Genomic DNA, 19,789 nt, shown 5'->3' on the forward strand with positions numbered 1-19,789 from the left:
GAATTATCGCATTTAATGGGGGCGACGGTATAATGTAACACTTTGGCAAATCGCTCTTTTTCTTGTGCCGTAGTTAAGATGAACCAATCCACTCAATCTACCTCTACTCTCCCCAAACCGGATCTCGTTCAAGGAAAAGAACGACGTCGGCGAATCAATTTCTGGACGCTGGTGGTTTTAGCGATCGCGCTTTTAGTCGCTACCCCTGTCTTATTTGTATTAAGCAATATTTTTACAGATGCGGGTGAGATTTGGCAGCATTTGGCGCAAACGGTTTTATGGCGCTACATGGCAAATTCGTTCTGGCTGATGCTTGGCGTCGGCTGTGGTGTTGGTTTAATCGGTGTGGGAACCGCCTGGTTAGTGACGATGTGCCGTTTTCCTGGATCTCGCCTGTTTGAATGGGCGCTATTATTACCCCTCGCCGCACCTGCTTATGTCTTAGCCTATACCTACACCGACTTTTTGGACTTCTCAGGACCGATTCAAACCGCGTTACGAGATGGGTTTGGCTGGAGTTATGGCGACTACTGGTTTCCCAATATTCGTTCCCTGGGTGGGGCAATTCTCATGTTAACCCTGGTGCTGTATCCTTATGTCTACTTATTGGCACGGGTAGCGTTTTTAGAGCAATCGGTTTGTACGTTAGAAGCCAGCCGCAGTCTAGGGTGTGGTCCGTGGCGCAGTTTCTTTACCGTAGCATTACCCTTAGCCCGCCCCGCGATCGCAGCCGGTGTAGCATTAGCCTTAATGGAAACCTTAAATGATTTTGGCACGGTGAAGTATTTTGGCGTGCAGACATTCACCACGGGTATTTATCGGACGTGGTTTGGTTTAGGGGAACGAGTCGCCGCCGCCCAATTAGCGGCATTTCTGCTTTTATTTATTTTGGCGTTAATTTGGTTAGAGCGATGGTCACGGCGTCAGGCACGATATTATCAAAACACAAACAGTTATCGCCAACTGCCCAGTTATCAGTTAGAGGGTATACGCGGCATCGGTGCGTCGTTGGCGTGTTTTGTGCCATTGAGTCTGGGGTTTTTACTTCCGGCTGCACTCCTGCTGGAGATGACGCTTAAAAATACCACGACGACGCTAGAGGGCGAGTTTTGGGTCTATGCCCGTCATAGTTTTATTCTGGCAGTAGTTACAGCGGTTTTGGGTGTTGCGATCGCCGTCATCATGGCGTATGGATTACGGTTGCGATCAACCCTGGTGATGCGGTTAGCCACGCGGATTGCGGCGATGGGGTATGCTGTACCGGGTTCAGTGATTGCTGTGGGGATTTTAATTCCCATTGGTAGACTGGATAATGCCATTGATGCGGGAATGCAGGCAATATTTAGCATATCCACTGGGTTACTATTCAGTGGCACGATTACCGCCTTAGTTTATGCCTATTTGGTACGCTTCCTTGCCGTATCGTTCAATAGTGTGGAAGCCAGTTTAGGTAAAATTAAGCCTAGTTTAGATGATGCTGCCCGTTCCTTGGGGTACAGTCCGACGAGTACCTTAGTCAAAGTCCATGCACCGATGATGTGGGGTGGATTACTCACGGCGGGGATGTTGCTGTTTGTGGATGTGATGAAGGAATTGTCGGCAACTTTAATTATTAGACCCTTTAATTTTGACACCCTTGCCGTGCGCGTTTACAATCTGGCATCGGATGAGCGGTTAGTGGAGGCGGCTGCACCCGCATTAGCGATCGTTCTGGTTGGGATAATTCCAGTTATTCTATTAAGTTGGCGCATTGCGCGATCTAGATAAAGGTTTGTCATTTGTCCTACTCTCTTCCCGAAAAGAAGCAAGCTACGTCATTTGTGATAATTGAACGGTTAGGTCGGGGCGGGTTTAGTTATATCAGGGTGAAAACGAAACGTTAGTGGTAAAACCCGCCCCTACAGACTCTCCCCCAGCTCCCCCAGCTCCCTCTGCTCCCCCATCTCCCCCATCTCCCCCAGCTTCCCCTGCTCCCAATCTTCCCTGGTGCGTAATGTCGGTTATTATGATAAATTTTTTAACATACGTTTTAAGATTTGCTGCATCAACTTAATTTTGCCAGCGATGATCGAACCAGCTAACGAGCAAACCTTGGCGGAACAAGCGCCAAGTCGTTACGAATGCCGCTCTTGCGGCTACGTTTACGAGCCAAACAAGGGAGATAGTAACCGTAATATCGCCGCCGGGACGCCGTTTGAAGAGCTACCAAGCGACTGGCGTTGTCCAGTATGCGGTGCGAAAAAGCCCCAATTTCAGGATATTGGTGCCAGTGGTGCCCCCTCTGGGTTTCAGGAGAACCTCAGCTATGGCTTTGGGGTGAACCGTTTGACCCCAGGTCAAAAAAATGTCTTGATTTTTGGAGCCTTACTGCTAGGCGTTATCTTCTTTATAAGTTTATACGGACTGCGCTGAACCGAGGAGGCAATTCCTTAATACACCAATGTCTCAGTTACGCCAAACGACAGCATGTTGCCAATGAGCGATTTCATGAAAACCTTGAAACGAATCTTAATAGTCTTCGCGATCGCCTGTTTGTGTATTAGTTGTAAGTATGCCGAACCCTTGAGCTATAACCCTTGGGAGCTGGTTTCCTTACCCACCCAAGAAACGCTACGGGATATTGGGTTTACCAATAACCCAAGTCATGGATGGCTTGTTGGCAGCAATTCCACCCTCCTGGAAACCACTGATGGTGGCGAAACCTGGCAGGAGAAAGTCCTTGATGTTGGGGATGAGAATAAATATCGTTTCACATCCGTGAGTTTTGCCGATGACGAAGGCTGGATTGTGGGCGAACCCTCAATTCTGCTGCATACCACTGATGGTGGTGTTTCCTGGGTACGCATCCCCTTAAGTGAGAAGTTACCCGGCGATCCCAACACGATTTTGGCACTGGGTCCCAAATCAGCGGAGATGACAACCACAATTGGTGCAATTTACCATACCCAGGATGGAGGTAAAACCTGGAAAGCCCAGGTCGAAGAAGCCGTGGGTGTCCTTCGCAATATTTCCCGTTCTAACGATGGCAAATATGTCGCGGTTTCAGCTAGGGGGAACTTTTACTCAACCTGGGAACCCGGTCAAAGTGCCTGGGAACAGCATGAACGTAGTAGTTCTAAGCGTCTGCAAAATATGGGATTCACCGAAGACGGACGTCTCTGGGGATTAGCACGAGGAGGAATGCTGCAATTTAGTGGTAGCGAAGATTTAGAGGCTTGGGAAGAGCCAATTTATCCCGAATTTTCCACCAGTTGGGGATTACTGGATTTAGCCTACCGAACTCCCGATGAAGTGTGGCTCGCCGGGGGTAGTGGGAATTTGCTTTGTAGTTTTGACGGTGGCAAAACTTGGCTCAAAGATCGCGAAGTAGAAGATGTGCCATCCAACTTTTACAAAGTTGTCTTTATCACGCCAGAACAGGGATTTGTTATTGGTCAAGCAGGTGTTTTGCTCAAGTATGAACCCCCAGCAAAAACAACGGCTTGATCGCTGATAAATTAGTTGACTGTTATCTCGGCTTGATCATGGCTATAAAGCCAGCTCGATGTTTTAAAATAGTAAGGTCGAGTGAATTATAACTGTTACTGGGAAGGAGGAAGCATTTATGTCAGGAACTACTGGTGAGCGTCCATTCGGCGATATTGTTACCAGCATTCGTTATTGGGTCATTCACAGCATCACAATTCCGGCTCTGTTTATTGCGGGTTGGCTATTTGTCAGCACAGGTCTAGCGTATGATGTGTTTGGCACACCCCGTCCAAACGAGTATTTCACGCAACCGCAGCAGGAAGTTCCGATTGTGAGCGATCGCTACGAGGCGAAAAAGCAAATCGATCAATTTACCAAAAAGTAAAGTAAAATTTGGAGATTTCTGTAAAAGATCATGACTAATACTCCCAATCAACCCGTTTCCTATCCAATTTTTACCGTTAGATGGCTAGCGGTTCATACGCTGGCGGTTCCCACCGTCTTTTTCCTCGGCGCGATCGCCGCCATGCAATTTGTTCAACGATAGGAGATAAAATCCATGCCAGAACGTTCTCCCAATCCGAATAACCAGCCAGTTGAACTGAACCGGACCTCTCTGTTTCTCGGTCTATTGTTGGTTTTTGTTTTGGGCATTCTCTTTTCCAGTTATTTCTTTAATTAACTCAACTCAATCATTCGTTAGCTTGAACTAGGAGGTATTAGCCGTGTCTGGAAGTGGAAAAATTCCGTTGTGGGTTGTCGCCACAATTGCTGGAACAGGTGTTCTAGTCGTTGTTGGTCTTTTCTTCTATGGTGCCTACGCAGGCGTTGGTTCTGCAATGTAGGATAGATCGCTGTTCTCAATTGAACCGAATATCTGAGAATTGACACCGCCAGTTTTGTGGAGACTGGCGGTATTTTATGGTGATTTGTCATTTGTGTCATTTGTCATTTGTCATACAGCAGATTTCAGGTTGATGAGTTACAGCCTTAAGCAAGCTCCCCCAGCTCCCCCAGCTTCCCCAGCTCCCCCAGCTTCCCCAGCTTCCCCAGCTTCCCCAGCTCCCCCAGCTTCCCCTGCTCCCCCCGCTTCCCCTGCTTCCCCTACTTCCTCATCGCCTCGGTACTGGAATTGGTGGGAAATCACCACTTTTATGTGATCATTTCTGGATAATTGACACTTTTGGCTCAAAAATGTAAAAATATATACAGAAATATTTTGATAAAGCTATCTGAATTCAGGAATCTATCCAAAGTCAGATGCGTTTTCAGTCCAATTAGAGCAAGGAGCTCATTTCCCCCCAAGCAGAGATTCGCTGGTGGTGGAAATCAATCGGAGGCGTAAACCATGAAACTTCATTATCGAGGAGTCAACTACGATTCAGAGCCATTAATGGCAGACGTAACCGAAGGTGAGACTGGTGGCACATACCGGGGTCACACTTGGAAAATTCACAAGCCGAAGCTGCACCGGAGACGCCCAGGCTCAGTTGGACGCCAAGGGTCAGTGGAACTGACCTATCGAGGTGTCACTTATCGGCGCAGCTAAGACGCTTAGAGTCTAGACATCACTCAATTCAAATCATTTTTTTTAAAGACTTAAGGGAGACAAGGCAGATGAAACGTTGTTATCGGGGTGTTCATTACGATGAAACACCATCCACATTAGACATAAGCGAAGGCGAGATTGGCGGCACCTATCGGGGTCAAAATTGGCGGTTTCATTATCTCAGACATATTCCTGAACCCCCACCGACCCATGATTTGAAGTGGCGGGGTGCTGGATATCACACAGGTGAACCCCGTGTTGTTAAGTCTACCCAGGTCAAGACACCGATGACGATGGTTGGAACTCGTTCTTGGTTTCTGAAGAATTCGCGCCAAAAAGCCTTTCAGCAAACCAGCATTACTCATCTGGAAAATATCTGTCAGTCCTTAGAACGTCGCTTAGACGTTGCGAGGGCAAAAGGAGATCAAGACTTAGTGCGTCAGCTTGAGAAAGAATCCGAGCAAATGACCTGTCCTTTGAGATAAGAATTTCGTAGAGACGTTCCGCCGGAACGTCTCTATCACAGTTGGTTTGTCCTCAGCTATGTGTTTACTGCTATAGCTGTCGGCATATAAGGTTAGGACAGGTTTAATGACCCAAACAACAACCTACCAGTAATAAATCTTATGCCCTGGAGCCTTTTGCTATATATCAAGCTCAGGGTTGACTTAGTGAATCGTCACTACGGAGCTTAAATTTTATTTCATGGAGAGTTGAAGAATCAACAGAACCCGGTTGTGGAAACATTAAAACAGACTGATCTCCGAGTTTGCCAGTCGCTAGCTTGAGGGTGATATCAGCGTCTACCACTCTCAAATTTTTTATGCCACGGAAGGCTTGGAACGTTCGGTCAAGCAGAGCGGAACCTTCCTCTGGAGTCAGGGGTTGTAGTGGAGTTTCTTTTACCTGTGCAGACAAACGTTGAACTTGAGATTGAAGCTGAGTATTAAGTTCTTTTAACTGAGAAACTTGAGGCTGTAGCTCCTGTATTTGTTCCTGAGCTACCTTTATTTCTGTCTCGGCTTTTTGCTGAGCTTGAACCGCCTCTTGGGTTTTCTGTTTGAGTAGATTAATCTCTTTCTCAAGAGCTTCGATGGTTTCACTGGATAGCCGATTCTCTTTGATTAACCCTTCGATTTGCTGTTGAGCCTCCTTGATCGTTAGTGCTTCAACCATACTTTTGTACTACTCTCAATTTATGTTAATATACTGTTCAATGGAAGAATGGGGGTACAAACTCTAAGTAGGAACAAAACACCAAAGCTTATAATTGTACCCCCATTCTGGGGATTTGTACATTGCTCAACTGAGCTAATGACTATTCAGTATCGGAAATCTGGATACTGCGAAGGGTTTGACCTCTGGGTTCCTTCACATCTACAATCCACCGTCGTGCCGCACCGACGTAGGTGGGTTCGACTTGCAGTTCGCCAAAGACGTCCTGCAAGCGAGTTATATCGGGACGAGAAAGAACCTGCTCGCGAATGTCTGACGGTTTCCGCACGGGTGGACGGATTTCCTCATTAGGGACTGCCACCAAGCGAGCGCGTAACCCAGATAGAACACCAGGATTAAGATCCGCTAGTCTTGCCTCTCCCGCACTCACAGGTCGAATATTAACTCCAGAACTGTCTTCGTCGAAGACCATTTTTAAGTCAATCTCCGTCTCGCTGATGGCGATACCTGTTTGTAACCCTTCAAAACCAACAGGATGCTCCAGTACCTCAGCATTGATCTGAGCTTGAGCTTGGATCATCGACTTGCCAAACTCACTAAGAAAGGCATCAATACGCATCTTATCGTTCGCCATCAGACACCCCCTCCCTCGCGTTGATCTTCCACGGTGATTATCGGTTGTAAACGAGCGGGTACGGGTACTGGCACTAATTTAGCCGTCAATTTTGTGTGTACGCTAACGTCCCGATTCAAACGTCGTTCTGTTCTTAGGGATTGAGTCGCCGCAAACAGAGACTTGCGTTTGTTGGTATTGCCAGATTGAGTGACATTCTCCACCACTTTCAGATCCATGGCTACCTCTGCTGTTGCTTCAGAAAAGGCAAGGAACGTCGGCAATATGCCCAAATCGAGTAAGCTCACCCTGACAGGTTCAGCTTGTTGAAATTCTACCGTCCCATCTTCTCGGATAATCTGCCGAATACTGGGGACAATATCAACTTGAGTTTGTGCTAACTCCTGAACAACTTGGGCGGATGATAGATCAAGCCTCGCCTGTCCTTCGGCAATTGCTTCTGCAAGTTGAGTAAGGACTTCCGCTAATGACGCACCCGCCAGTTCCTGAATTGGCTCATTTGGATCTTTGGGTGTGAGATCGAATGCCATTATGCACCTCCATCAGGACGATTATCTACCACTGTCAATATAGGTGCAATCCGTTCAGGTGGGGGGACGGGAGCGAGGCGAGTAAACAAGCGACTTGTCCCCTGCACTTCCTTGCCAAATTTGCGGTTATGAGAGACATCAACTCTTACCGATGAACTCCATAAGGCAAAGCCAACTTTTGCCTTGGCGGATACGTTAACATTAGTCTGCCGACTGGTTGTCGTTTTAATGTCCATTGAAACCTCAATAGTGGCTTCAGAAAACTGGTAAAATGTCGGCAATAGACCAATTTGTAAAAGTGAGACATCGATAGGAGGTGATTGGGTAAAGCTGACTGTGCCATCCTCAGCAATAATCTGACTAACACCGAACACAACCGGAACTTCTGTTTCTGCCAGTAACTGTGCCGTGTTAACCGAATTCTCGTCTAAGGCAGCTTGGGCGGTGGCAATACCCATTGCTAGCTTGGCTACCATTTCGGGAAGTGGCACATCGAGAAGTTCTTGTCCAACGCTGGGCATGATTTATTCCTCTTCTAAAACTAGAATGTTAGTTTGACCTTAGTTATAAGATGAACCCTGCGAGTTTTCTAAAGGCTGTGAAAAGGCGGTAAAACGCTGAGGATCTAAGGTGATACCTCCAACGAAAGCAATTTCACGAAGCTTGCGTAATTCCATAGCCTGATGGAACATAAGTTGGGCAATTACCCATACTCTGCCATCAATTAAAATTTGCCCTCCCTGGGAGGAGATGAGAGCTGGAAGATTGACTTGGGGATAAGCCGATTTGACCAAAAATGTTTGGTGTTGATTCGACTGGGGAAGCTGTAGGTTAATCTTAGCCCCAAAACTGTTGGCTACTTTGTCAATCATTTGTGTATCCTCACTCTCACTCTGCTGTTAGTCTGAAAAAATCATACTTGCAGTCAAGCTCCCAAAGCTTTTCAACCTCAGGATAGGATGGGTGAGAATAGCATTAGCTGCATCGATCATTTGCATCATTTGCATCAAGTGATACTTTGCACAGGCATATATGGCTGATTTAAAGCAAGTTAATAATCTTGAGTCAACCCAAGACTCTTAGATTATTAAAAAGCTTGGCTGATCATTGTGCAGAATATAAATTTTGTAAGATGATTTAGCTGAGCTGTATTCCCTTTGTCTTGATGGAGTCAGTATAGTTCATTATTCAAAGGAATGTCAATCAAGTATTAATACCCAGATTTTTTCGAGCAGTATTAATACTTATCCAATCGCCTAAAGAATAAAAAACTAAGTCAATGGAGCAGAACTGTTTGCAATCGCTGTAAGGTGCGCTGATTCTCCTCTGGAGAACCCACAGTAATCCGTAATCCGCCACCTGTATTTCGGATGACTGTACCTTGGGCTTTCATTTGTTGAACAATCTGGCTTAAGCTATTTTGTTCCAGTTGGCGAGGGCGAATGTAGATGAAATTGGCAGCACTTGACCAAACCTGTAAACCAGGATGCTCTGATAATGCTGCTAATAATTTATCGCGTTCGGCAATAATTTGGGGAATTGCGGCTAAGAGTTGATCGCGGTGAGTCAGGGCGACAAGGGCGGCGGCTTGGGAAAAGCTGGGTAAATTATAAGGTAAGCGCATTTTTTCTAATGCGGCAATTAATTCCGGGTGGGCGACGCAGTATCCTACCCGATGGGCGGCTAAGCGAAAGGCTTTGGAAAAGGTTCGCAGAATTGCCCAGTTGGGATGCTGCGCTAATTCTTTAACCACAGAGGTTTGGCTAAATTCAAAGTATGCCTCATCAATCACCACCAAAATATGATCAGGTAAACTTCGCAACCATTTGAGTTCAGACGCCGTGAGAGAATTGCCTGTCGGGGAGTTGGGGTGAACAACGAAAACGACACGGATAGGGGGATGTTCAGATTGGGCGATCGCACGTTGGGCTTGATCTAGGTTAATCTCAAAGTTATCCGGAGAACGCTCAACTGTTACCACAGGAATACCCAGGGTTTGCGCCAGAATCCCGTACATGGAAAACGTGGGATTGGCGACGAGAATTGAACCTTCTCCCCGTAAACAGGTGGTAATTAATAGAGAACGAATCAGTTCATCCGAACCATTCCCCACTGAGATTTGGCTAGAGGTTACTGGTGTTTCCAGAGAAGCTGATTCAGTCACATAATGCGCGATCGCGTCTTTGAGGGCTTGATGAGAACCATCGGGATAGCGGTTCGCCTCAATCTCCTGTTGATATGTCCATGTCAGCTTTTCTTTTAACTCAATGGGCAAATCATCAGGACTTTCATTCGCATCCACGCGATCAACGGATTTGATGGCTTTACCCGAATCTCCCCCTGGATTAGGAGTGTAAGCCGTAAATTGAGCCAAATCTGACCGGATGAACCCCAACATATTAGTTCCCTGTTTCTAGCGATACTGGTTTGCTGATTCCCTGTTCTCTGTTTCCTGTTCCCTTTGCCCTCGCCAAAGTAATTATGGTAACTTCTGGCGGACAAAATAGGCGTCCAGGTGCGTAAGTTCCCAATCCACGATTCACATACATACAATTTGCACCAATCTGATGCATTCCTTGTCCCCATTCCCAATGATCGACCACTTGATAACATTCTCTCAGGAAGGGAATCCATTTGTGCAGAGGTCGAGGGACATATCGCCGCAGAATCGGTAGCAATAAGGCGATGGGTCCAAATCCGGGAATAACCACTTGACCCCCATGGGTATGACCCGATAGTTGTAAATCAATGCGCCATTCCTGCAAAGGTTCAGCCGTATCTGGGTTATGAGATAAGACGATACGGGGTATTTGAGGATCGATTTGGTTCATCACCGGGGCGGGATTGAACTCACGCGACCAAAAATCCGCTAATCCCACCAATGCCAATTCCTTCCCTAAAGGATAGACAATTTCATTCCATAAAACACGCACGCCAATCTGGGTTAGCGCCTCAGTGACTGTGGTTTTGGCTTGGTGATGATAAATATCGTGGTTTCCCAGTACCGCATAGACTCCAGCACGACTTTCCAGGTATTTTAATCGCCGTACCAGTTGATGAATCGGTTCTGGCTGATATGTGATGTAGTCTCCGGTTAACAGCACTAAATCTGGTTCAGCCTGATTACTGACTTGAATTGCCTCAGCTAACATCGCTTCCGACAGGCGAAAACCATCATAATGTAAATCGGTAAGCTGTACCAATTTGGTTCCTTGCAACGACGGCGGCAAATTCGCGATCGCAACCGTTATCCGCTCAACCCTTAATTGTCCTGAAAATACCCACGCCATAGTATTGGTTGTAATGATCCCAGATTAGCTTAGCGCTAAACTGGATGGGTTCCTTGTGATCCCCTATACTCAGGTTACTCCGTCGATTCCGAGAACTGATCGGCTATTAGGGCTGAATGACATTGCGCCAACGGTTTTCTAGCAATGTCGGATAATCCAACTTGCTGCAATACAGATTGCCAATTTGATGCTAGAGTAGAATCCTCAGGCTCGGAACAACGCAACTGGACTAGACTGTCAAGAGTTTCATACCAAATCCCATGATTGGCATATATAGCAGGCTTCGCCTCAGGTGTAGCTCTGTTTAATTCCTGATTAATTTGGGAATTTGGCGTAACTCTGTGTATCCACCCCGCGACATAAGTGCTGTCACTGCGGTCATACTGATCAAAAATGATACTGAAATACCATAAATAGGGTCTGCCCACCTCTAAGGGGGGTAAATTTGGAGCATTGGCTAGATCAACAGCAACAATGCTATCACTCACTTGTAGTGGTATTTCTTTTTCATAAATGATAGTTTTTAAGTTTTGATCGTAGAAACTAAACTCAGCTTTAACATTTTTTAAACTTACGTCCGGAATATAAAAATATAATGTTGGATATTCATCGAGAGTTTTGCCAAATGTAGATTGAGGGATTAACGCCATTAACGGAATCGGCGGGCGGTATCCTTGGCAACGAGTTGCGGCATAGTCTTCAATCCTATTTCCTGGTGTAATGTCTAATTGATTCAAGACTTCTTTGTCAGGAGCATTCAGCGTAATTTGTTCCTTGGCATAGCCACACTTTACCAAATCTTTAATTTGAGTTTCATTATTAAAATTTGTGACAAGCCAAGACTCGGCTTGAGCTGGCTGTGAAATTGCTAATCCAATTAGACTTATCCATGAGCTTAAACCAGCGAGCATCCAATTTTTATGACAAATCATAGTATTCGCGATCGCGTTCTGCATGACTATAAATTCAGTATAGCTTTCCCGGTCATTGGTCATGAGGACTGGACGTGATCCAGATGTCCACAGGACGAATTAAAAAGAATGGAATTGATTTGTTAAGTAGGTGGACACAATTAAAGTTAGCGGTGTGTAACAGGGAACCTTCCATGAGATATCCGCCATAATTCACAAAAAAAACATGGGTATTTTCGTAATATTTACTTTATAAAGTAGTGATGAGGTATGTCACTCTCAGTTTTGGATCAGCAGCCACTTAGTAGGAAACTGATCTGTTTCTTGGTACTATACAAGAATGTTGAGACTTGGTAGATTTATGCCCCGAATGCGTCGAACTGTTACGCTGATTGGACTGGCTGTGTTGACGATGCTGTTCGCGATCGCGTGTCAGGGGGGTGGGAGTGCAATTAAGGTCGGATCGAAAGATTTTACTGAGCAATTTATTTTAGGGGAAATGTATGCGTTGGTACTGGAGAACCAAGGGTTTGATGTCGAACGGAAGCTCAACTTAGGCGGAACCCCTGTGGCGCAAGCGGGTTTGGAAAGTGGTCAAATTGATTTATATCCAGAGTATACGGGGACGGCTTTGTTAACTGTATTAAATCGTCCTGTCAGTAGTGATTCGCAGCAGGTTTATCAAACAGTGGCGGATAGTTATCAGGAGAAATATAATCTGGTTTGGCTAGAACCTGCACCGATGAATAATACGCAAGCTTTGGTCATGACGCCAGAGGGGGCGAAAGACTATAATATTAAAACAATTTCTAATATGGTTGATCAGGCAAATCAATTAACTCTGATTGGTCCACCAGAATTTGAGGTGCGTGAGGATGGATTACCGGGGTTAAAACAAGTTTATGGGGACTTTCAGCTTGAAAAATTTATTCCTGCTGATCCAGGATTAAGATATCAAGCCTTAAGTGAAGGTCAAGCCGATGTTGCTGTGGCATTTGGTACTGATGGTGAAATCAGCGCGTTTAATTTGGTTGTATTAGAAGATAATCAAAACTTTTTTCCGCCCTATCAAGTTGCACCAGTGGTGCGCCAAGAAACACTGGAGAAGCATCCAGGAATTCGAGACGCGCTGAATCAGCTAGCGCCCAAGTTAACGAATGAAACGATGCGACGACTGAATTATGAAGTGAGTGGCAAAAAGCGCGAACCTGCTGAGGTGGCTAGAGAGTTTCTGATTCAAGAAGGCTTTTTAGACTGATTGAGAATAATTGATGTTGTGTCATTATAGTGGTACACCTAATTGGATGAATTTTGTAGGGGCGCAAGGCTTGCGCCCAGAAAACTGTGCTGGGAAGGAATTACCTCGTTCCGAAGTATCCTTTTAATGATAATCCGCGCTCATCTATGCCGAGGAGAAGTCAAAGTGAACTGGAATCGAGACTCTGGGCTTCACCTTGAGTTTTTGGCAAATGTAAACCACATTCTTGCTTAATTCCCCGGAAGCGGGTGTCGCGTTCGTGCTGATCTTCTGTCGTTACTGGGCGGCTTGAGTGCCAATCGCCTACAGTCGCATAGCCAAGTTCACGCAAGGGGTGATAGGGCAGATTGTGTTCCGTGATGTACTCATGGACATCTTGGCTACTCCAGTTAAGAATGGGTAATACCTTGTAAATCCCAGACTGAATATCGATTGGACGCAATGTCTGACGGTGATGTGTCTGTTGAGCCCGCAATCCGGCTAACCAGGCTGTTGCCTTTAAGTCTCGTAATGCCCGTTGCATGGGTTCGACTTTACGCATATAGTCGTACAAATTCAGCGCTTCGGGATCATCTTTTGTCCAGAGTCTGCCATAGAGGGCTTCCATACGGGCTGGACTAATGGGTGACTGATAGACGTGTAGATTTAGATTTAATTGTTTGGTTAACTGTTCAGCAAATCTGTAGGTTTTTGGGGGTAGATACCCTGTATCGACCCAAATTACGGGAATGTCAGGCACGATGCGAGTGACTAAGTGCAGCATCAGCGCTGATTGGATGCCGAAGCTGGTACTCATCACCAAACCATCGCTAAAGGTTTCGGCTGCCCATTTAACCATTGAGGTAGCATTGGCATCGACGAGTTGTCGATTGACTCCCTCTAGATCCAGTTGAGTTTTCTGTGCGATCGCACTTACCATTTCCCTAAACTCCCAGTCTTCCTACCAGTCTTGTGGTTGTTTCCAGTTCCGTGATTTATATTGTACCGATTTAATCTACGGTAAATTGGTCGGTTTACTGTACTTTTACACCACATTGAACTTTACCACGCCTAATTGTCTACGACAATGCAGTTGGAGACAATTAAGTGACGATAAAATTAAGTTTTGTATCATTTTAGGGAGAGCGATCGCGCTCATTCCCTTAATCTATCGAGACGCCTCACGCCTCTACCCGATAGAGTGGGAGGATATCACTCGTCTAGTGATAATTCTGATATAGCGCTACGCGCTAGGCAATAGTCAATAGGCAATAGGCAACACCTCGGACTTCGGACGTTCGGCGAGCGCTCAGTCGAGCCGCGTGAGCGCGGCAACTGAGCCTGTCGAAGTTCAGTCGAACGCTTCGCTCAGTAACACGCTCGGTAACACGCAAAGCCTGATGTGCTGCTGTGGTTATCCCCTGATGCACGAGTGCCAAGACTCTGGCTAAATCTCCAGTGAGTAAGGCGGATTGTTCTAACCACAAGCTTGGAAACTTGATGTTGTAGAGCGGTGGTGCCACCAGGCAAAATATAGGGTGGCTGATCAACTGGGGATTTGGCGCTGAGAAGCAAATAGCCAGCTAGCAAAGGCACATTACACCATGTCCGGTTGTGTTGAGAGTCTATCCTACCTGTTAGGTATTGGGACAAAAAACCTACATTATATGCACCTAACTCAAACTTATACCAAACAGAGTAGAAAGCACCCAATTCAGATCGCTAGGAATGGCGTATGTGTTGATATCTTTGTGAATTATTTTTTCTTGACGCTGGAAAATACCAAATTTCCAGGTGTCTCCTGTTGTCACCGAGCCATAGAGCATCGGAACAGTTGAATCCGTCCATTGATCAAGGGCGATCAATTCTACCGCTAACTGAGTAAAACCTCTGGCTAAATCAGCATTTTTCGCTTCAATCACTAATAAATTTTGTGGAGTAGAAATGAAATAATCAAAACTGCCTTTGAGCCAGTTACTCACTCGCACGGGATATTCAATTTTGAGGGGAACTTGAATAAACTTACAAATCGTTTTGAGAATCGGAAAAATCAAGGCTTCACGTCTAGCTATCTCTGAAACCGGATCAACTAACATGAGATTTTCTTGCAGTTCTATTCTCAGGGGTTCTAGATCAATTGGCAACTGCTGGGGGAGTTGAAGTGAGCTATTTTTGAGGGTGACACCGAATTCAGCTAAGATATCAGCCGTATCGTAGGCTAATTGAGCATATTTACTGAACGTATAGCTCTCGGATGGGTCAAGAATCCTAGCTTTGCTCATAATGAATGGCTGATCGCCAATGCTAAATAAATAGTGTTAACCCTAATATACCTAAACCTTCTACCGGGAAGGGAATAAGCGCTGACGACGAGTGCAGTAAATTATTTGGGCGCACGGGGCGTGCGTAACGCACCTTAACCAATATATATAGTGTGGCTGCGTAAGTACTGCTCTAGTTAAGCTAGAGTTAGCGCTGCGTCAAAAGTGACGCCACCAATATTGTTCTAGCTGGTAGGCTTGGCGCAGGTGTTGTAGGGCGGTTGTTGAGAGCAATCCTTTCACCAGAGCAACAAATTGTCCCCACGCTAGCAACTGTGATTCACTGTTGGCTCGGTTGAACTGATATCTATAGAATATTGTCCAAAACTCTGGCGCAATTGCAGACTTCCAGCGCTTGCGCCAACGAACCATGTCTTGAGGGGTAGGGGGTTCAGCTTCCAGGATGGGTGGAAAGTCGGCATAGCTGACGAATCGGCTCAAACCTTTACCGTCAATGTAAACGATATGTTGCCAGCATTCGATGCGATAAATCTCGTCAGGAGACAGGTTACACAGCAAGGCGACGGTTTCAACGGTGACGAATCGTGCCAGGGGGTGAGGGGTGGATGACTTGTAATTTAGTTTTGAGGCTTCAAAGGTGGGCGTTTTTGTGGTATGTGTTGATAACATAGAAGATACTTCCCATTTCATGGGGTGTTTGGGCGATCGCTCTTGGGTTTGTCAGACTTGGAAGGGCGATCGCTTTTTCCGATTAATTCATTAAATGACGGTATGCAATCACTTGTCAAGTATGGGGCAAGTCAGGCTTAAGGTTCGAGAATTTGCACAAGAGAAGGGTTGGACACTCAAGGAAGTATCTGAGCGTTCCGGCGTCATTTACAGCACCGTGAGGCATTATGCTCGTTGTCCTGGAATGTCAAAGATTGACTTTATTTCTGTCCAGAAGCTAGCTCGCACCTTTGATGTGATGGTTGAGGATATGGTTGAGATTGTGGAAGAGTAGACGTAAGCCAAGCGCCAAACTTTTAGTATAGAGGAGTTGCTCGCGATCGCATACACTACTGTAGAACCAAATCAACACGAGCATCACATTAAACTCAATTACAAGAGTTGAAAGGCTTGAAGCATAGCTGAGTTCAATCGCTGAATTTGATTGACTCCTAACTGACCGATACGTCGTGTAATCAACCGACGTTCAAGAGTAACGATTCGTGTCACCCTAACTTATAGAAGCAACCTTTAGTCCAGTATTGGAAAATTCGGGATCTGAAGCATCTAGAACAAATTCATCTGGACTGAGACGGGTTAGATTTTGAGATGAAATAAAGCAGAGGGTTATGTCATCACCTGTAGAATCTACCCATAACACTACAGCCGGACGCAGTTTTGTTGCCGTTGACTGAGCTTTTGCCCAGTAATCCGTGACCATAAAAACCTTAGTTCCGGCAAACCTGGAAAACGCCTCAAACTTAGCCGTTGCCAACCTCTACTGGTATTTTCAAGTCAGAGATGAATCAGAACAAGAGACAGAAAAAACTGTCAAAAATACGTGACATTTTTCATTCGTCATTAACCCTTGATTTGCTACATTTATTCTGAAGTATCCGCTAACTCAAATAGACGTTTTAACCATTCAACAAACTTGTTCGCGATTTCAGCATTATAACTCAGTACCTGTGCAGTAATGGCTTGTCCCATTGGCATTCCTGGCGTTTCTTGCCAAGCTAACCAGGTATGAATTAAGGCTTTGGGATGATGAATTGGCGTGTAACGATTCAATTTCAACTGTTCAATCTCTTCCAAAATCGCCTCGGCTTTTGGACGCAAATTATCATCAGAGGGAATTAGATGGGCAACAAAATCTTCCAACATTCCAGGAAGTTGATTATCAGGCATTAACCAAACGCCTATTTTAGGTTTGTCTGGTTGTGTATACACCCAGCCATCTGGAGGAGGTACTGTCGGAATCGTCTGATATCCACTCTCCACGAGTCGATTTCGTATAGCTTGCCATCGTGCCAGTAAATCTTGATCAGCATCAACGACAATTCCTAATGTTTGTAATTTGGGTTGTTTGATTCTCAATTTTAAACTCTCTAAAATTTCGTCAATCCCTCCTCTATCGATTTCTTTCCCCGGTACTTCTACAGAAAAGGTTTCTGGTAGGTTATATTGTTCACATAAAGCCCAAATCACATGTTGGTCATTCTTCCCTTCAACCAACAATAACTGCTGAGGTTTGGGTAAAGGAGGTTTTCGTGCTTTTGGCATTAACGCACCTCAATACTTTGGCGTACAGCGACGGATAGTTCATCAGCCGGATATTCAACCGGACGTATATCTTCACCCTTACGACTCAATCGAAATAATTTGCTCACTGATGGATCATCGAATTCATCCACGGCTTCTTGAAACGCACAAATGCAGTCCCAACTATGAGTTGTCGCAAAAACTTGTATGTTTAATTCATTGGCTACTTCTAGTATAAATCTCCACATATCAGTCTGGACTTCATAATATAGACCTGTTTCAATTTCGTCTATCAGCAAGACACCATTCTCAACTGTCACGGCTGCCATGGCTAAGTTTAAAATGCGTCGCATACCTTCGCCCATGCTACTGAGAGGAATTGGGTATTCTTTATGACGCCTCAACAGAATACCACTATTGAAGTTTGGCTTGCTTGTAAAACTAATTCGTTCTATATTTTTATCTAATATTTTCAAAGCGTCTATTACCTGATCTTCTTTTGGTGTAAGAGTAATATCATTCCATATAGCAGATATGTCCAGGTTGCTTAAATTATTACTTGGAACAAACCAACTTTTATTCAAGAATTTGTATTCTGGCTTTGATGAACCAGAATATTGATTGGAAAATCCAGGGAATGTCAGCCATCTAGCTTCTATTGAATCATCAGAATATACAGGAACATGATAGGTTTCTTCTTGTGAGTTTAATCGAATAACCAATTCAAAGGGAGTTGTAATTTGAGTTTGACTGCGAAGTTGAGGTGTCTCTAGTTTTTGTCTAATAATTTCAACTTGTAAATTCTGATCTTGGGTTGAACTAAAACTGATTGTTGAATTTAAGCTCGGTGCATGACCATAAAATAGATGGCTAATTTGATAGTGAAACTGAGGGTGGGGGGGTTCACCGGGCAGGCTAAAGCTGGAGCGTTCAACCAGTTCACCTCGGTTATGGAGTAAATAGGCTAAACGTTGAGGATTGCCTTGATTAACGAATAGATACACAGCTTCCAATAATGTGGTTTTTCCACAATTATTCATACCCACGAGTAAATTGACTCGCGCTAACCTATCGATATGAAAGTTCTTGAAGCAGCGATAGTTTTGTATAGTGAGATCACGTAACATAAACTTTTAGCTAAAGGAGCAGTGATTATTTCTTATCTTAGAGGCTAATCGTCACTGTGGTCATAGCTGGGTGATAATGAGCGATCGCACGTTGATCGGTCATCGTCTATTGTTCTAGCTGGTAGGCTTGTCCCATTGGCATTCCTGGCGTTTCTTGCCAAGCTAACCACGTAATTAAAACACACGTTATTAACTACTTACGATTTCTCCAATACTGGGGTCTGCGCTTGTGATGCGCTAATGCCAAAATCCGAATTTGGTTGTTTTCCAGGAGGCGATAGAGTAGAAAGTAAGGAAATTTGGGCAGGATGAGACGACGAATAGAACCTCGAACTCTTGAACCCGCTTCTGGATAAATTCTGAGGAGATTAACTGTATTTTCGACGTCTTCTAAATACTCCAAGCCAAGTCCCGGTTGTTGCGCTTCGTAATAGGCTATGGCATCGGTTAACTCCTGACTTGCCAATGGATGAAATATAACCGTTTTCATTGCCAGGACGCACGAATCTGTTGAAACACGTCCTCAGCCGGAATACCAGTGACTTGACCATCGTCTATTTCGCGATCGCGTGCTTCAGCTTCTTGAGTCCAAACACGTTCAACATCCTGGTCAATTTCACTGAGTTGACTCAAATGTTCCAGAAGTCGCGCCAGCAATGCAACTAGAGAGTCTTTAGGCAGAGCAAGGACTTCAGCTTCAAGCTGTTTGAGGGTCATAGGAGTTTTAGCTCAAGATGGGCAACTATCCTTATCATAATCATATCTTGCGATCGCACGTTGATCGGTCATCGTCTTGTTGCCTTGGTTAAGCCAGATTCAGTTATCAAAAGTGACGCCACCAATATTGTTCTAGCTGGTAGGCTTGGCGCAGGTGTTGTAAGGCGGCTGTTGATAACAATCCTTTTACCAGAGCAACAAATTGTCCCCACGCTAGCAATTGCGACTCACTCTTTGCTCGGTTGAACTGATATCTATAGAATATTGTCCAAAACTCTGGAGCAATTTGAGATTTCCAGCGCTTGCGCCAGCGCACCATGTCTTGAGGCGTGGGAGGTTCGGCTTCCAGGATTGGCGGAAAGTCTGCATAGCTGACGAATCGGCTCAAACCTTTACCGCGAACATAAACGATATGTTGCCAGCATTCGATGCGATAAATCTCGTCAGGAGAGCGGTTAAACAGCAAGGCGACAGTTTCGACGGTGACGAATCGTGCCAAGGGGTGACGGGTGGAGGATTTGTAATTGAGCTTTGAGGCTTCAAAGGTGGGCGTTTTTGTGGTATGTGTTGATAACATAGAAATTACATCCCATTTAATGGGACATTGGCGCGATCGCT

30 protein-coding genes and 1 pseudogene are annotated in these 19,789 nt (G+C 45.2%); 12 read left to right on the plus strand and 19 right to left on the minus strand.

Annotation, left to right across the window (positions count from 1 at the left end):
• The first annotated feature begins 78 nt into the window (after window positions 1–78).
• The 7 genes from RH949_RS01425 (at window position 79) to RH949_RS01455 (ending at window position 4,313) form a co-directional block, all read left to right on the plus strand.
• Window positions 79–1,767 carry an ABC transporter permease gene (locus RH949_RS01425; protein WP_083799244.1) on the plus strand — a complete coding sequence of 563 codons (1,689 nt, stop codon included), beginning with the start codon at window positions 79–81 and terminating at the stop codon, window positions 1,765–1,767.
• A gap of 297 nt (window positions 1,768–2,064) precedes the next feature.
• Window positions 2,065–2,412: a rubredoxin gene (locus RH949_RS01430; RefSeq protein WP_006106153.1), complete on the plus strand. Its 348-nt coding sequence runs from the start codon at window positions 2,065–2,067 to the stop codon at window positions 2,410–2,412.
• A gap of 63 nt (window positions 2,413–2,475) precedes the next feature.
• A complete protein-coding gene (locus RH949_RS01435) occupies window positions 2,476–3,486 on the plus strand; it encodes a photosynthesis system II assembly factor Ycf48 (protein ID WP_006106087.1) in 1,011 nt (336 codons plus the stop codon).
• 118 nt (window positions 3,487–3,604) lie between these two features.
• Window positions 3,605–3,853 (plus strand): cytochrome b559 subunit alpha, encoded by a 249-nt coding sequence (gene psbE / locus RH949_RS01440; protein ID WP_006106101.1) that lies wholly within the window; start codon window positions 3,605–3,607, stop codon window positions 3,851–3,853.
• 30 nt (window positions 3,854–3,883) lie between these two features.
• On the plus strand, window positions 3,884–4,015 hold the full coding sequence (gene psbF, locus RH949_RS01445) for a cytochrome b559 subunit beta (protein WP_006106146.1): 132 nt from the start codon (window positions 3,884–3,886) through the stop codon (window positions 4,013–4,015).
• 12 nt (window positions 4,016–4,027) lie between these two features.
• A complete protein-coding gene (locus RH949_RS01450) occupies window positions 4,028–4,150 on the plus strand; it encodes a photosystem II reaction center protein L (protein ID WP_006106150.1) in 123 nt (40 codons plus the stop codon).
• Between the two features lie 43 nt (window positions 4,151–4,193).
• Entirely contained in the window at window positions 4,194–4,313 is a 120-nt protein-coding gene (locus RH949_RS01455) for a photosystem II reaction center protein J (RefSeq protein ID WP_006106138.1), read from the plus strand.
• Window positions 4,314–4,450: 137 nt separating this feature from the next.
• Here RH949_RS01455 and RH949_RS01460 read toward each other — a convergent pair whose 3' ends face one another.
• Window positions 4,451–4,618, minus strand: coding sequence for a hypothetical protein (locus tag RH949_RS01460; protein ID WP_446351695.1), 168 nt, complete (start codon window positions 4,616–4,618; stop codon window positions 4,451–4,453).
• 198 nt (window positions 4,619–4,816) lie between these two features.
• Between RH949_RS01460 and RH949_RS01465 the strand changes: the two genes are divergently transcribed.
• Both RH949_RS01465 and pirA read left to right on the plus strand, forming a co-directional pair.
• The gene (locus RH949_RS01465; protein WP_071777284.1) at window positions 4,817–5,017 is read left to right on the plus strand and encodes a DUF4278 domain-containing protein; all 201 of its coding nucleotides are present in this window, start codon (window positions 4,817–4,819) and stop codon (window positions 5,015–5,017) included.
• Between the two features lie 68 nt (window positions 5,018–5,085).
• A complete protein-coding gene (pirA, locus tag RH949_RS01470; protein ID WP_006106082.1) occupies window positions 5,086–5,502 on the plus strand; it encodes an arginine synthesis PII-interacting regulator PirA in 417 nt (138 codons plus the stop codon).
• A gap of 172 nt (window positions 5,503–5,674) precedes the next feature.
• Here the strand turns inward: pirA and RH949_RS01475 are convergent, their stop codons facing one another.
• From RH949_RS01475 to RH949_RS01510, 8 genes are all read right to left on the minus strand, one after another.
• Window positions 5,675–6,193, minus strand: coding sequence for a hypothetical protein (locus RH949_RS01475; protein ID WP_446351696.1), 519 nt, complete (start codon window positions 6,191–6,193; stop codon window positions 5,675–5,677).
• Between the two features lie 142 nt (window positions 6,194–6,335).
• On the minus strand, window positions 6,336–6,827 hold the full coding sequence (locus tag RH949_RS01480; protein ID WP_446351697.1) for a hypothetical protein: 492 nt from the start codon (window positions 6,825–6,827) through the stop codon (window positions 6,336–6,338).
• On the minus strand, window positions 6,827–7,357 hold the full coding sequence (locus RH949_RS01485) for a hypothetical protein (protein WP_446351698.1): 531 nt from the start codon (window positions 7,355–7,357) through the stop codon (window positions 6,827–6,829). Before RH949_RS01485 ends, RH949_RS01480 begins: the two co-directional genes overlap by 1 nt.
• Window positions 7,357–7,878, minus strand: a complete 522-nt coding sequence (locus RH949_RS01490; protein WP_446347008.1) for a hypothetical protein — start codon at window positions 7,876–7,878, stop codon at window positions 7,357–7,359. Before RH949_RS01490 ends, RH949_RS01485 begins: the two co-directional genes overlap by 1 nt.
• Before the next feature lie 39 nt (window positions 7,879–7,917).
• A complete protein-coding gene (locus RH949_RS01495) occupies window positions 7,918–8,229 on the minus strand; it encodes a hypothetical protein (RefSeq protein WP_446351699.1) in 312 nt (103 codons plus the stop codon).
• A gap of 404 nt (window positions 8,230–8,633) precedes the next feature.
• Complete coding sequence (locus RH949_RS01500) at window positions 8,634–9,755, minus strand: histidinol-phosphate transaminase (protein ID WP_446351700.1); 1,122 nt, start codon at window positions 9,753–9,755, stop codon at window positions 8,634–8,636.
• A 1-nt stretch (window position 9,756) separates the two neighbouring features.
• Window positions 9,757–10,647 carry a metallophosphoesterase gene (locus RH949_RS01505; protein WP_006106143.1) on the minus strand — a complete coding sequence of 297 codons (891 nt, stop codon included), beginning with the start codon at window positions 10,645–10,647 and terminating at the stop codon, window positions 9,757–9,759.
• Between the two features lie 74 nt (window positions 10,648–10,721).
• Window positions 10,722–11,642, minus strand: a complete 921-nt coding sequence (locus RH949_RS01510) for a DUF928 domain-containing protein (RefSeq protein ID WP_446351701.1) — start codon at window positions 11,640–11,642, stop codon at window positions 10,722–10,724.
• Between the two features lie 277 nt (window positions 11,643–11,919).
• Between RH949_RS01510 and RH949_RS01515 the strand changes: the two genes are divergently transcribed.
• On the plus strand, window positions 11,920–12,816 hold the full coding sequence (locus RH949_RS01515) for a glycine betaine ABC transporter substrate-binding protein (RefSeq protein WP_446351702.1): 897 nt from the start codon (window positions 11,920–11,922) through the stop codon (window positions 12,814–12,816).
• A 160-nt stretch (window positions 12,817–12,976) separates the two neighbouring features.
• On the opposite strand, the gene RH949_RS01520 is transcribed toward RH949_RS01515, so the two are convergent.
• The 4 genes from RH949_RS01520 to RH949_RS01535 all read right to left on the minus strand — a co-directional run bounded on the left by RH949_RS01520 (window position 12,977) and on the right by RH949_RS01535 (window position 15,746).
• Window positions 12,977–13,735: a phosphoadenylyl-sulfate reductase gene (locus RH949_RS01520; RefSeq protein ID WP_006106093.1), complete on the minus strand. Its 759-nt coding sequence runs from the start codon at window positions 13,733–13,735 to the stop codon at window positions 12,977–12,979.
• A 310-nt stretch (window positions 13,736–14,045) separates the two neighbouring features.
• Window positions 14,046–14,282, minus strand: coding sequence for a hypothetical protein (locus RH949_RS01525; protein WP_006106127.1), 237 nt, complete (start codon window positions 14,280–14,282; stop codon window positions 14,046–14,048).
• Window positions 14,283–14,468: 186 nt separating this feature from the next.
• Window positions 14,469–15,077: a hypothetical protein gene (locus RH949_RS01530; RefSeq protein ID WP_446351703.1), complete on the minus strand. Its 609-nt coding sequence runs from the start codon at window positions 15,075–15,077 to the stop codon at window positions 14,469–14,471.
• Between the two features lie 198 nt (window positions 15,078–15,275).
• Entirely contained in the window at window positions 15,276–15,746 is a 471-nt protein-coding gene (locus RH949_RS01535) for a hypothetical protein (protein WP_446351704.1), read from the minus strand.
• Between the two features lie 121 nt (window positions 15,747–15,867).
• Between RH949_RS01535 and RH949_RS01540 the strand changes: the two genes are divergently transcribed.
• On the plus strand, window positions 15,868–16,080 hold the full coding sequence (locus RH949_RS01540; protein ID WP_006106080.1) for a helix-turn-helix domain-containing protein: 213 nt from the start codon (window positions 15,868–15,870) through the stop codon (window positions 16,078–16,080).
• A 98-nt stretch (window positions 16,081–16,178) separates the two neighbouring features.
• Here the strand turns inward: RH949_RS01540 and RH949_RS01545 are convergent.
• A pseudogene (locus RH949_RS01545) lies at window positions 16,179–16,506 on the minus strand (type II toxin-antitoxin system PemK/MazF family toxin).
• On the opposite strand from RH949_RS01545, the gene RH949_RS01550 reads away from it, so the two are divergent.
• Window positions 16,499–16,630 (plus strand): hypothetical protein, encoded by a 132-nt coding sequence (locus RH949_RS01550; RefSeq protein WP_006106107.1) that lies wholly within the window; start codon window positions 16,499–16,501, stop codon window positions 16,628–16,630. The pseudogene RH949_RS01545 and the gene RH949_RS01550 sit on opposite strands and share 8 nt — an antisense overlap.
• 37 nt (window positions 16,631–16,667) lie before the next feature.
• On the opposite strand, the gene RH949_RS01555 is transcribed toward RH949_RS01550, so the two are convergent.
• The 5 genes from RH949_RS01555 to RH949_RS01575 form a co-directional block, all read right to left on the minus strand.
• The gene (locus RH949_RS01555; RefSeq protein WP_446351705.1) at window positions 16,668–17,348 is read right to left on the minus strand and encodes a DUF3226 domain-containing protein; all 681 of its coding nucleotides are present in this window, start codon (window positions 17,346–17,348) and stop codon (window positions 16,668–16,670) included.
• On the minus strand, window positions 17,348–18,454 hold the full coding sequence (locus RH949_RS01560) for an AAA family ATPase (protein WP_044211048.1): 1,107 nt from the start codon (window positions 18,452–18,454) through the stop codon (window positions 17,348–17,350). Before RH949_RS01560 ends, RH949_RS01555 begins: the two co-directional genes overlap by 1 nt.
• 193 nt (window positions 18,455–18,647) lie before the next feature.
• Entirely contained in the window at window positions 18,648–18,944 is a 297-nt protein-coding gene (locus RH949_RS01565) for a type II toxin-antitoxin system RelE/ParE family toxin (RefSeq protein ID WP_006106102.1), read from the minus strand.
• Window positions 18,941–19,171, minus strand: a complete 231-nt coding sequence (locus RH949_RS01570; protein WP_044211050.1) for an addiction module protein — start codon at window positions 19,169–19,171, stop codon at window positions 18,941–18,943. The genes RH949_RS01565 and RH949_RS01570 overlap by 4 nt, the downstream gene beginning before the upstream one ends.
• Before the next feature lie 106 nt (window positions 19,172–19,277).
• Entirely contained in the window at window positions 19,278–19,748 is a 471-nt protein-coding gene (locus RH949_RS01575; protein WP_006106120.1) for a hypothetical protein, read from the minus strand.
• Window positions 19,749–19,789 lie beyond the last annotated feature (41 nt).

The organism is Coleofasciculus sp. A1-SPW-01, assembly GCF_040217205.1.
Taxonomy (GTDB): domain Bacteria; phylum Cyanobacteriota; class Cyanobacteriia; order Cyanobacteriales; family Coleofasciculaceae; genus Coleofasciculus; species Coleofasciculus chthonoplastes_A.